The following is a 13,105-nucleotide window of genomic DNA, read 5'->3' on the forward strand; positions in this document are numbered from 1 at the left end:
ACGGAGGAATTCAGATCTATCTTTTTATTTGTCCTATCAAAAATTCAGCTGGCTTAGCTAATCCCATTATCTGTCTGCTGTTTTTGCGCCGTTCATAATCCTACCTGCCCAATTAGTTTGTGGACAAAGTATTGGTTATAGCGGCATTTGCGCTTCCTTGCTTTTTACTTGTCCCAAATCACCCACCTTATAATTGCCCAAAAAGCGAACCCGAACATAGTGATCGCTCAAGAATTCACAATAGCCATTCTCACTTTTTTCCACAATTCCGCGTAATAAAATATCATTGTCACACAGGAATTTTGTATAATTGGATGTAAGTTCGTGCGATATTTGGATAAGTTCGTTACTGCGCTTGTTTTTTTCCATTTTGGGGATTTGGTTTGGCAGATCATAAGCAGGAGTCCCTTTTCTTTTGGAGAAGCTAAAAATATGCAAATAAGCCAAAGGCAGAGAACGCAAAAAATCACAGGTCTGTTTATGTTCTGCTTCCGTTTCTCCTGGGAAACCGGTTATCACATCCATTCCGATAGCTGCCGAAGGAATTCGTTCCAAAATATCTGTTACTAACCTATAAGCTGTGGTGGGAGTATAGTGGCGCTGCATCCGTTTTAGCACCGTAGCCGCACCGCATTGCAACGGTAGGTGATAATGCAAGCAAAGCTTATCTAAAGTAGGAATCAGGTTAAGTAATTCCCTATTAAACAGTTGCGGTTCCAGGGAACTGAGACGAATCAATTCCAGACCTTTTAGGGCATTTAAACTCTTTAAAACGGTGGCTAAATTGTTAGTTCCATCTTTATAAAGCCCTATGTTTATGCCAGAAAGGACAATTTCCTTGTAACCGTTGTCCACGAATAATTGGGCTTGCTGTAAAACTTGTTCCAAAGTTGCCGACCGACTTCTTCCTCTTCCATAAGGAACTGCACAATAGGCACAGTTAAAATCGCAGCCATCCTGAATGATTTGAAAGGCGCGAGTTCGATCATACATTTTGTGCGTTGGTTTGAAAACATATTCCTTTGCCTGCATAATATCCATAAATTCATAGTTGCTGCCTGCCAGAATGTCCGCTATATTAAGTTTTTGTTGATTATCTACAATCCAATCAATATTGCCCATTTGGGCGATTTCTTCGGGATAGCGTTGGGCAAAACAACCGGTTACCACAATTTTAGCAAAGGGATTTTTGGCTTTCTGAGCCAACGCTTGACGGATTAAATACCTGCTTTTATAGTCCGTTCGGTTGGTTACAGTGCAAGTGTTGATGATGTAAATATCGGCTTCTTCCTGCCAATTAACTAAGGTGTAATCGGTGAATTGGTCTAAAATTATGGATGATTCCGCTTGATTAGCTTTGCAACCAAGGGTGGATATGGCGATACGGATCAACGCTTACTCAATAATTGATAGATAGTTTTGGCATAAGTGGAGTGCTCTGTTTTCAGAACTTTTTCGGCAATTTCTTCAGGAGAATTACAGTCCTGAATCGTGATGGTCTCCTGAGCAATGATATTTCCGTGATCATATTGGGGATCGACCAGATGAATTGTTACGCCACTTTCCTTTTCTTGGGCAGCAAAAACAGCATTATGAACTGCCATTCCATACATTCCTGCGCCTCCATATTTGGGAAGTAAAGCCGGGTGAATGTTCATCACAGGGATGTTTATTTGTTCCAGAAAGGTCTGGGAAAGCTTTTTCATAAAGCCGGCAAGCGCAATAAGTTCTATCTTATTTTGCTGGCAGAGCTCCAGAACTTTGCTTTCAAAACTTGGCATATTATGGGCAGCAACAATTTGATAATGTAGTCCTAAATTTTTGGCTAATTGAACGGCAGGGGCATCTGGACGAGTAAAAATCACCAAAGCGATTTCGATCGGTAACTTATTTTCTGTAAAATAGCTGTGCATAGCGCTCAAATTTGAACCGCGACTTAAGCCGCTGCTAAAAACAGCTATTTTATGAGTGCTAAATGTAGTTCTTTCCATTGCTGTTCATCTACTTCGGAAGGGGCTTGAGTCATTAAATCAGTTGCCTTCAATGTTTTGGGAAAAGCGATTACATCCCGGATGGAATCAGCGCCTGTAATTATCATTACCAATCTGTCTAAACCGGGAGCTATGCCTCCATGAGGAGGAGTTCCATATTTTAATGCTTCCAAAAAGAAACCGAAACGATCTTGCAATTCCTCTTCGGTAAAGCCCAAAATCGCGAAAATCTTCTTTTGAATATCGAATCTATGACATCTAATGCTGCCACTGGATAGCTCTGTTCCGTTGCAAACAAGATCATATAACTCACCTTGAATCTCTCCGATTTTTTCCGGAACATCCAAGTAAGGAATATGTTCTTCCTTGGGCAAAGTAAACATATGATGAGCCGGTTCCCATTTACCTGTTTCGGTGTTTTTGGCAAAAAGAGGAAAATCGGTAATCCAACAAAAAGCATAACTGTTTTCCTGAATTAGGTTTAGCTTTTTTGCCAGAAAATTGCGTAAGCCCGATAGAACTTTGCAAACCATTTCATAATTATCTGCGGCAAAAGCAATAAGGTCATTTTGTCCGGCTTTAGTGGCTACTATTATTGCTGTAGCTTCCTCCGGACTTAGGAATTTACTGATGCCACCTTCCAAACCGTTTTCAGTAACTTTGGCAAAAGCGATTCCTTTACCGCCCAAGTGTTTAGCCAATTCAACCAATTCATCCTGTTGTTTTCTGCTAAAATCAGCAGCTCCGGGAATGGCAATTGCCTTTACAACACCTCCGTTTTGCAAAGCGGAAGCAAAAACGGCAAAACTGCTTTGAGAGACGATTGTGGAGATATCGTGTAATTTTATGTCAAAACGGATATCCGGCTTGTCACAACCGTAATTTTCCATCGCTTCATTATAAGGAATAATTAGGAAAGGGATAGTTAAGTTTATATGCAAGATATCCTTAAAAAGCTTTTGCATTAAGCGCTCTAAGAGGTCAAAAATTTCAGCTTTGGTTACGAAACTGAGTTCTATGTCCAGTTGCGTAAATTCGGGTTGTCTGTCTGCTCGTAAGTCCTCATCCCTAAAACAACGCGCAATTTGATAGTATCTATCAAAACCAGCTATCATTAAAAGTTGTTTAAACATCTGCGGAGATTGAGGCAAGGCATAAAATTTTCCGGGCTGAATTCTGCTGGGAACAAGATAATCCCGTGCCCCTTCAGGAGTGCTTTTCATCAAGATTGGGGTTTCAATTTCATAAAAACCCTCATTATTGAGAAATTCTCGCATAATCTGCATAATGCGATGTCTGGTAATGATAATATTTTGTAATTTGGGTCTGCGTAAATCCAAATAGCGATAAGTGAGCCGTAAATCTTCTTCTGCCATAGCACTTTCATTAAATTGGACAGGTAAGGGTTGGGCATCATTAAAAATATATAATGTCTCAGCCACTAATTCAATTTCGCCGGTAGGAAGAGAAGGATTGATGTTTTGTTCGCTGCGGGCACATATTTTTCCATAAACCCCAACCACATATTCGTTTCGGACTTTTTCGGCTTTGGCGAAGACCTCTTTTTGTTCCGGGTGGATAGTTATTTGCAAAATGCCTTTTACATCGCGCAAATCAATGAAGATCAATCCACCTAAGTCACGGCGTTTATTTACCCAACCCATAACGGTTACATTTTGTCCGATCTGGTTTTTGTTCAAATCTCCGCAGTAATGGCTGCGAGCTAAATTTCCCAAGTTATCCGGCATTTGTTTTTCTCTCTTTATCTTTCTCAGTTTAGTTTAATGTTTTCGTATAGTTTATCTATTTTCTTCACATTTTCGCCAATGGCATTGATCATATAGCATTTTTGCAAATACTGTTCATTAGGATAGATGAGGGCATTATTTTTGATTTCTTCAGGCAACAAATTATTTGCTTCTTTATTGGGAGTTGCATAGCGACAATATTCCGTGTTGCGTTCATTGATCTTTGCATCCAGCAGAAAATTGATGAATTTATAGGCGAGTTCTTTATTATTACTGGATTTTAGCATAGCTATGTTATCCATCCATAAACTGGTGCCTTCTTTAGGTAAAAAGAAACCCAAATCAGGATTATTTTCCATTACCTGTAAAGCATCTCCATTATATGCTTGAGCCATCCAAGTAGTTCCGTCCGCAACTTCATTTTTATAGCTATCGGAATCAAACTGGGTAATATTTTTATCCCATTCGGCAAGGGTTTTTTCAGCTGCAGCCAATGCCTCCGTGCTTGTATCATTAAGATCATAACCATTATAAATTAAAGCGGCGCCAACAACTTCTCTTGCATCGTCCAGCATCGTAACTTTATTTTTACTGGTGAAGAATTGATTGCTTAAAATATTCCAGCTTTGAGAAGTGAGAATTTCTTTGGGAACATATTTTGTATTATAAATAATGCCAGTTAAGCCCCAAAAATAGGGGATGGCATATTTATTGCCCTCATCAAAGCTGGCTGCTTTTGCCAATAAAAGAGAATCCAGATTTTTATAATTGGGTATGCGAGAAAGGTCTAAGGGCTCAAGTAAATTGGCTTGGCGCATAATTGTAATATGATCTCCGCTGGGGAAAACAAGATCAAATGCTTTCCGGGAGCTCATTATTTTGGTGAGCATATTCTCATTGGAATCGTAAGTGCTATATTTTATAATACATTTATTCTGCTGTTCAAATTCTTTGGTGAGCTCAGGATCAATATAATCGCTCCAATTGAAGATATAGAGAACTGGTTTATTTTTACTGCAGGAGCTGCTTAAAATTAGCAGTAATATAAACAGCATCAGAATGATAACATTTTTTCTTTTCATCATATTCTCCTTTTTTGGTAGGGGAAGCTTTTCAGTCCTTGTTTAAACGGAGAAAGCATTTCCCTATAACTTGGTCTTGTAGTATCACAAAAATTCGCCCGCGGCTTTGCCATAATTTTCTTTGGGCTGCTAATAAAATAAATACTTTAGCAGAAAGTGGATTGGCGCTTTCTGATTATTTTTTGGCTTGCTCAATTCCTTCCTGCAGCTTAACACTTTGTAAAATAATCCAGCCAATCACGAAGAAAAATATCAACGCTAAAACCGCATAACGGATATTTCCCGTTTTATGAGCTATCCATCCATACAATATAGGACCAATAATAGAAGATAATCGTCCTGTCAAGGTATAAAATCCAAAGAATTCCGCCTGTCTATCTCGAGGAGTTAATAACGACAGCATAGTTCTACTGTTTGCTTGACTGCTTCCAATTGCCAAGCCGGCAACGAGACCGACAAAATAATATTCAGTTGCGCTACGGCAGAAAAAAGCCCAAATAACAACGCAAATCCAGATCAATAGTGATATATTCAAGGAAATTTTTACATTCAGTTTATCCGTTAGCCAGCCAAAAAATGCCGCCCCCAAAATGGAAGTGAATTGTGCCAAAATAAAATAGGTTATCATTTGAGTAGTCGTCATTCCAAAAAGTTCCGCTCCATAAATAGAAGCAAAAACAATTACCGTGGTTATTCCATCGTTATAAATAAAGTAACTGATGATATATTTTAACAATTGAGGCAAGCTGGCTATGTTTTTTAATGAATACATCACTCTTTGCCAGGCAATTTTATAATAGTTTGATCTTTTGGAAGGACGCTTGAATTCTTTCAGCCAAAAAAAAGTGAACAACGAAAACAAAAACAAATGCAAAGCCACCACTGGAAAAACCAAACGAACATTAATTTTTACCAGAACCAAAGCTACCAAAAGTGACACTAAGCCACCCACATAACCTAAAGACCAACCAAAACCTGAGACCTTGCCTATATCTTCGGGCTGGCAAATTTCGGGCAGAAAAGCATCATAAAATACATTGGCGCTATTAAAACCAAAATTGGCAATAATGAAAAACAGCATTCCGGTGAATACATAGCCCGGTTTTACAAAGAAAAGAAGCGCCGTAAAAATAACAGTGATATAGCAATTGATGAACAGCATTCTTTTTTTGGCACGAGAATAATCGGCAACCGCACCCAAAATGGGCGCTGAAATAGCCACCAAAGTCATAGAAATTCCAATGGCTCTTCCCCAAAGCATTTCTCCATAACCAGCTGGACCGCTTACCACACTTTTTATGAAATAGACACTATAGACGACTGTTACAATTATAGTCGTAAAAGCCGAATTGGCAAAATCATAAAGCATCCAACCCATTATGTTACGGTTTAATTTCATTTATTCTTCACCTGTTAAAGATAAAATCGGGTAGCCCTGCCAGATCTGTGCTATTTCTTCTTTGGGGCTGGCAATGAAAACTTGATAGCGATTATTGATACAATTTCTAATTGCCAAAGAGTGAAATGAATCAAGTTCAGCGAAAATATCGTCAAAAAGCAGAATGGGTTTGATTTTAGTTACATTTTCAATCAGATGTGCCTGAATCAGTTTCAAGATGATCACGGCAATGCGTTTTTGTCCCTGAGAAGCATAAATACGCATTTTTTTCCCCGCCAGCTTAAATTCATAGTCGTCCAAATGAGCTCCGGCTAAAGAATGTTGCGTTATTTTTTCTCTTTCTTCCAGCTGGGCTAAATGCTTGATAATATCATCCACGGAACTTTCGAGAGGCATTTTTAGGGAAGGTAAATAAGCCAAAGAAATAGAAGTGGAGACAGGAAAAACATCTTGGAAGGTCTCTTTGAAGGCCTTGTTTATTTGTTTCAGATACTTATTACGATAATTCCAGACCTCAGACAGGGAATCGGCAAAGGAAGAATTCCAGCTAAGCAGTTCTTCTTTACTGTAATTTCTTTTCAGCATTGCGTTGCGTTGTTGAACCAGATGCAAAAAATGTCTTAAAACAGATATGTAAGGTGGATAGAGTTGAGAAATTGCCAGATCAAAATATTGTCGCCTAAAACGGGGTGAACCGCTTATCAATAGATGATCTTCAGGGGCACAATAGATAATTTTTATCACTTCAAAGAGGGTGCTTAGTTGGCGTATTGGCAGATCAGAAATTTTCAATAGTTTACGCTGATCGGCATAACTTAAAGCAACTGTATTGGCAGAATTTTGATCACTAATGAAAGAACCCTGCACTCTAAAAAATCGCTTATCAAAATGCAATAATTCCTCATCGCGATGAAAACGCACCGATTTTCCAATGCTACAATAGGCAATCGCTTCCAGTAGATTGGTTTTTCCGCAACCATTGGGACCTATAATCAGTCCACCTTGTGCCTCAAAACTGAACTCTTTTTTCAGATAGTTGCGGAAATTCTCCAGTTCAATTTTAACCAGGTTCACATTATTTATGAACGCAAAGGCATCAGGAGGAAAGTAATTTCCTGGTCTGGAACGGCATTTTCATTGAAAATCATCATCGCTTCTTTGGGAGAACCGAGTTTGATGACGACTTTTTCTGTATCTATTGCTTCCAAAATGGACAGCATATATTTGTAGTTAAAAGAAACTCCCGTAGAACTACCCGAATAATTATAGTCATCCATATTTTGTTTTGCGTCGCCTGTATCGCGATTGGAAGTATTAACTTCAAAGCGTTCACTATCCAAATCAAAATGGATACGCATATTATCGTCCGGAGCAACCAGGGCAACTCTTTTGATGGCCGTCATCAAGGCATCTTTATTAATGACGAATTTATTCGGTAAATCGGTTGGAAATGCTTTATCATAATCAGGATATTTATGTTCCATAATTTGCGAGGAAACAAAGAACTCACCATAAGAAAACAGAATCCGAGTATCGTCCATAGCCACTTTTAGCTCTTTCACTTCTTCGTTGAAGATTTTTTGCATAAACTGCAGTGTCTTAACTGGAATCACTTTTTCTACATAAAGTTGATCTTGATCCGTGAAGATATTGTTTTCCTGATTATCATTTACTCCTAAAGAAGGCAGCAGAGAGGAATTTAGTATTTTAATTTCAGCAACTTTTCTTCCATCTGTAGCCACCATAATATGATGATCGGAATAAATTTTCCAACAAACACCAGTAAGTATGGGCCTGTTTACATCCGTGGAAACGGCAAAATAGGTCTTGTCAATCATTCGGTTGAATAATGCGGCATCCAGAGTTATGGCATTGTTTAATTTGGTTTCAGGAACAACGGGAAAAAGAGTGTGATCGGCAATTAACAGATTAAAATCTACCTTCCCACTTTGAATCATCAAGAGGTCATCATGCTGCCAAAGATTGATAACGGCATCTGTCATATAGTTTATAATTTCATTAAAATGATGGGCAGAAACGGCAATTGTTCCACCTTCAGAGACGGCAGCGGGAAATTCCACTACAACAGTTAGCTTCAAATCCGTTGTGCAAATGCTCATCATATTGGTCTCTTCGGATACATTAATAAGGTAATTGTTCAGTATCGGAGAGGTACTTTTCGTAGGAACAATAGATACAAGATGTTGTATACGGGCAAGCAGATCCTTTTTTTCAATCGCTAATCTCATAATATCCTCTTTCGGATTTTTTTCTTTTTTTCCAACAAAATAGGATAAGCTATTTAGTCAAATACTTTTTTTAGCCACGGAGGGGGATGAAAAATGGATTGGAGAGATATCGCCAATTGCCCATAAGCCGCTTACTCGATGGTTTAGTAATGCAGTAACATTTAAGTAACACTTCTGTAACGAGACAAGGTCAGTGTAAGAGAAGTGTTACGATAGTGTAAGATAAGCTTTCATCTGCCAATAAGTTATATACTGTCTATCGGTAATGGGCGAAATTTAAGTGTAATTATCTGCGCCAGATAATGTTGGAGGAAAGTCATTGGGTTATGGAGGGAAACTTCTCCGCGAGGCAGAAAGCTAATATCTTGAGCGATAAACTCCTTGACAGAAATCTGCCCCAATATATTAAAGAAAAAGCATTGTTATGATTTTGCAATAAAATATGAGGTTTAGGTCTTGGAAACCCTTAAATCAAAAGCATTGGCAGAAAATCTTGCAGTTACCAAAGTATCCGAAATAGAGCTTGATGAACAGGCAAAATGGTTACTTTTCTTAACTGAAGGTAATTATGGCATTTATCAGCGTGCCCAAATTTTTTTGGAAGAGCTGTATCATCCCTATACAAATCCTGAAGCAGTTGCTACGCTTATCCGGCAAAGTATTTTGGGGGACTTGTGGTTTTATGTGCAATTTCCTGATAGAGAAAAGACCTTAACCATAATAGGCAATTTATATATTTTGGCTGCTAAAAAATGCAGTAAGCCACTGCAAGAAAAAAGAATAATAATAGAATATCTGGATTTTATTTCTGCTTTGTGTGAAAAAGAGGACATCCCAGCCAGCGTATATGCCTTTTTATTGAAGGAACTGATTAATTGGCAAAGACGCAGCAGAGAAAGATTCATACCCATAAACGGCGTTTGTCGTAAATGTTTAACTCGTTTAGTACAAGTGTATGATGGCAATGCTGAATGTTTTGTTTTGCTGAAAGACCTATTGAAAGCGGGTTTGGAATTCTGGCAACAAACCACGGACATTGAAAATTGGGCACATAAAATGGGGATTGAGAACGCAAACGAAAGAGAAAAGCTCTCTGCTAAAATAGGCGCTGAATTTTACAGTAAATGGCTGAAAGAGCTGGAAAACAGACAGACCTTTGCCTCTCTGAAAGATATTCCCGCTTATTCTGACATAGCTGTTTCAATGCGGGAAGCGATATGTGAATTTAAAACATTAACTATGCGCATCCAATACATTTTTTACTTATTGGGTTTACCCGGGATGGAGGAACTGAAAGATCATTTGCTGTGGGACTTGAATCGCCAATTATCCGATTTGGAAAACGAACTGAGTGAAGAAGAAGTTCCCCTGATGCTAAATTCCATCTTTGAGACCTTGTATGAATTTAAGAAAACTCGTCTTAACATTGTGCTGGATTGTATTTTAACTATTGGTAAAACAGTTCTTTCACATAACAATAATAAACACTGTCAACACTTGCTACCCAAAATTATGGAATTGGAATTCACTCCGCCCGGGAAAATCAAGATTGATAATGATTGGCAGCTGGAAGTGGATAAAAACCATATAAAACATTTGCGAATGCTGCTGGAATTAATCGCCATTGATCCGCTGAAGTGCAAAGACCTGTTGGCATATTTAATTATCAGCATAAGTCGCGAAGGGATTTTTATATCCGATACGGACCTATTTCAAAAAGATGTTTCCGCCTTTTTGAATTCTAATTTCAAACCTGTGGTCGTGCAAACCAAGCACTTGCTGAAAATGTTTCCCGTTTTTTTCAATGAAATTGGAGCGGAAGGTGAAATAAGGGATATCAGCACTTCTCTGGATGAAATATGCCATAGAAAAGACCTCTTATTGCATTTTCTGCGCAAACAGATTCATACCGAAAGCAATAATATGCACCTAATGCTGATAAACAAGATATTGCGCTATTGGACAAATCTTGATTATAATGAGCTGAAAGGAATGGTTCCCGAAGATGTGATGATGTATATTATGCTTCCGGATGATCTTACTAAAAAGCAAAACAGCGCCGTGAATGAATTTTTAAGCAAAAATAATCTTAGTCCGGATGAGTTGCTTTCCCTCTCTTGGCAAAGAGTGAGTAAATTATTTGAAACTGAACCGGAGGACTTTTCTTTAACCCGGCTGAAGCTGTTATGCTATTCACATTTTTTGCTGAAGGATAAATATAACCTTGATCCTTATGATATCGTTAAATTTCTTACGCGCTACAATTGGTTCAATGCTCACGAACAAACCCGACTTGCCAACAGCTTTTTAAGAAAGGACTATGACAATTCTATCAGGCAATTGCTTTCTTACATTGGAAAAATGAATGCGGTGATTTTGGATCCCAAAGCCACTACTGCCTGGGAAAACATATATTACAAAAGACACATTGCCGCTGGCATTCCTTCTATGTATGGAATGTATCGCGAACCCAAACTGGAAGCAATGGGAATGATTTTCAGAATAGAAAATGTAGTGAAACGACTCTTTGAACGCGATGTCCAACAATTGAATCTGAACTATATTACGGGAAAAACTTTACGCCGCATTATTCGTATTCTGGAACTTTACGATTATGCAATGAAACAAATAATGGTTACGAATGATGCTTACGGTTCGGCTTTGGATATGTTGAAATCGGCTAAATATTTAAGTAACCTTTCCATAGATCAATATCTTGATATTTTTAAGCTGCTGAAAGATGGCGTGGTGGAAATCATCAACGAATACTATTATAGATTTTATGAAACTCAACTGCGCCAGATTGGTTCGCACATAGCGGATAAAAGTAAACGCGGAAATACGGAATTGGATATTTTTGCGGAGGAATTTTACCGCAACCTGCTTTCCAAATCATTTTTGGTGCAAGGTCTGGACAATTTTATCACGCGGATTCTTGAGTCCCTATCCGAAATGAAGTCCCTCTTTAAGCCCGCAGATATACCCAAGGTGATTAGTTATGATCCGGATAATCTCTTTTTTCATCTGAATAAAAAGAACTCTCGCATTGAAAATCAAGTTTTGTTGGGGTCTAAGGCATATTTTCTGAAAAGGATGTTTCAATACGAATTTCCCATTCCTCCCGGTTGTGTTATTACTACTGATCTTTTTCGCCATAGAGAAATAATAAATACTCATCCTGATATTTCCAACGAACTGGATGCTCTGATAATGCAAAATTTAAACATCCTGGAGAAAAATACGGGATTGGTTTTGGGAGATCCTGACAAGCCATTGCTGTTATCTGTGCGTTCCGGTGCTCCAATGAGTTTGCCGGGAGCAATGAATACATTTTTGAATATTGGCTTAAGCGACGATGTAACGGTTAAACTATCCAAAAAATATAATTACGGATGGACTGCCTGGGATTGCTATAGACGCCTAATTCAAAGTTGGGGAATGGCTTATGGCATTCCTCGCGATGAATTCGATGCTGTAATGATAAATTATAAAAAGCGATATCAGGTTGAACTAAAAACACAATTTTCCGATGCTCAAATGCAGGATATGGTTCAGGACTATAAAAAAGTGCTGGAAATACATAATATTGAACTGGAACAAAGACCTTTTATGCAACTTTACAAAGCAATTTCCAATGTTTTGGATAGCTGGAATACAGACAGAGCTCGCTTATATCGTCAAAAACTGCATATTGCCGACGAATGGGGCACTGCTGTCATCATTCAAAAAATGGTTTTGGGCAATATCTCGCTAAAATCAGGAACCGGAGTTCTATTTACTTATGCCGATTTTAATGAGGAAGGGGGAATCTGTTTGAATGGTGATTTTACCCTCTGCAGCCAAGGAGAAGATGTTGTAGCTGGTTTAGTGCATACTTTGCCCATTTCGGAAATGCAAAGATTACATAGTCAGACAGTGGTGGAAAGCTCTTTGGAAAACACTTTTCCTGATATTTACAATGCTCTGTTGCGCTACGCAAAACAGCTGATTGAAGATAAAAATTATCCGCATCAGGAAATGGAATTCACTTTTGAAGGACCATCTCCGGATCAGTTATATATATTGCAAACTCGCGAACAGATAATTCAAAAAGCCCCTGACTACAATGTATTTGGCTCAATAAAAGGAGAACAGGAAATACTTGCCTACGGAATTGGGATTGGGAAAGGCGCGGTTAATGGAATAATCGTTTTTGACAAGGAAGATATAGAAACATTTTCAGGAAAAGGGGAATCCCTAATTTTGGTGCGTCCTGATACTGTGCCGGATGATTTGGAGCTGCTTTTTGAATGTCAGGGATTGTTAACTTCCCGGGGAGGTGTAACTTCTCATGCAGCAGTTACAGCTACGCGTTTAGGACTTATCGGAGTGGTAAATTGCAGAGAATTGGTGGTTTCTGAAACTGATTCTAACTGTAAAATAGGGGACACCTGTTTGAAAGCAGGCGATAAAATAGCTCTGGATGCTATCAGCGGAGCTATTTACAAAGGACATTATCCTCTGGTTAGCGTGCATTGCTTATAAAACAAAAAAATAAAAGGAGCAAATCAAAATGAATCTGAGCTTAAAAAACAAAAAACTGCTGGGAATCAATGGATTGGGTAGAATTGGAAAACTACTCTTATGGAACCAGATA

At 38.5% G+C, this 13,105-nt stretch carries 8 protein-coding genes; 1 reads left to right on the top strand and 7 read right to left on the bottom strand.

The features are described 5' to 3' along the window. Positions 1-135 precede the first annotated feature (135 nt). The 7 genes from mtaB to dnaN all read right to left on the bottom strand — a co-directional run bounded on the left by mtaB (position 136) and on the right by dnaN (position 8,469). Entirely contained in the window at positions 136-1,392 is a 1,257-nt protein-coding gene (mtaB, locus tag ABFC98_00660) for a tRNA (N(6)-L-threonylcarbamoyladenosine(37)-C(2))-methylthiotransferase MtaB (GenBank protein MEN6444537.1), read from the bottom strand. After that, a complete protein-coding gene (locus ABFC98_00665; GenBank protein ID MEN6444538.1) occupies positions 1,389-1,991 on the bottom strand; it encodes a phosphoribosylglycinamide formyltransferase in 603 nt (200 codons plus the stop codon). Before ABFC98_00665 ends, mtaB begins: the two co-directional genes overlap by 4 nt. Next, positions 1,958-3,739 carry an aspartate--tRNA ligase gene (gene aspS / locus ABFC98_00670; protein MEN6444539.1) on the bottom strand — a complete coding sequence of 594 codons (1,782 nt, stop codon included), beginning with the start codon at positions 3,737-3,739 and terminating at the stop codon, positions 1,958-1,960. Before aspS ends, ABFC98_00665 begins: the two co-directional genes overlap by 34 nt. Before the next feature lie 23 nt (positions 3,740-3,762). Further along, the gene (locus ABFC98_00675) at positions 3,763-4,821 is read right to left on the bottom strand and encodes a spermidine/putrescine ABC transporter substrate-binding protein (protein MEN6444540.1); all 1,059 of its coding nucleotides are present in this window, start codon (positions 4,819-4,821) and stop codon (positions 3,763-3,765) included. A 175-nt stretch (positions 4,822-4,996) separates the two neighbouring features. Continuing rightward, a complete protein-coding gene (locus tag ABFC98_00680; GenBank protein ID MEN6444541.1) occupies positions 4,997-6,220 on the bottom strand; it encodes an MFS transporter in 1,224 nt (407 codons plus the stop codon). After that, the gene (recF, locus tag ABFC98_00685; protein ID MEN6444542.1) at positions 6,221-7,294 is read right to left on the bottom strand and encodes a DNA replication and repair protein RecF; all 1,074 of its coding nucleotides are present in this window, start codon (positions 7,292-7,294) and stop codon (positions 6,221-6,223) included. A 5-nt stretch (positions 7,295-7,299) separates the two neighbouring features. Then, positions 7,300-8,469 (bottom strand): DNA polymerase III subunit beta, encoded by a 1,170-nt coding sequence (dnaN, locus tag ABFC98_00690; GenBank protein MEN6444543.1) that lies wholly within the window; start codon positions 8,467-8,469, stop codon positions 7,300-7,302. 480 nt (positions 8,470-8,949) lie between these two features. Here dnaN and ABFC98_00695 point away from each other — a divergent pair, with 480 nt between their 5' ends. Next, positions 8,950-12,993 carry a PEP/pyruvate-binding domain-containing protein gene (locus ABFC98_00695; protein ID MEN6444544.1) on the top strand — a complete coding sequence of 1,348 codons (4,044 nt, stop codon included), beginning with the start codon at positions 8,950-8,952 and terminating at the stop codon, positions 12,991-12,993. Positions 12,994-13,105 lie beyond the last annotated feature (112 nt).

Origin of the sequence: Candidatus Cloacimonas sp. (assembly GCA_039680785.1) — a bacterium.
Taxonomy (GTDB): Bacteria; Cloacimonadota; Cloacimonadia; order Cloacimonadales; family Cloacimonadaceae; genus Cloacimonas.

Bases quoted from the DNA above. Each gene is read 5' to 3' on its own strand.
- ABFC98_00665 (MEN6444538.1), bottom strand. From the start codon at position 1,991: ATGGAAAGAACTACATTTAGCACTCATAAAATAGCTGTTTTTAGCAGC.
- aspS (MEN6444539.1), bottom strand. From the start codon at position 3,739: ATGCCGGATAACTTGGGAAATTTAGCTCGCAGCCATTACTGCGGAGAT.
- ABFC98_00675 (MEN6444540.1), bottom strand. From the start codon at position 4,821: ATGAAAAGAAAAAATGTTATCATTCTGATGCTGTTTATATTACTGCTA.
- ABFC98_00680 (MEN6444541.1), bottom strand. From the start codon at position 6,220: ATGAAATTAAACCGTAACATAATGGGTTGGATGCTTTATGATTTTGCC.
- dnaN (MEN6444543.1), bottom strand. From the start codon at position 8,469: ATGAGATTAGCGATTGAAAAAAAGGATCTGCTTGCCCGTATACAACAT.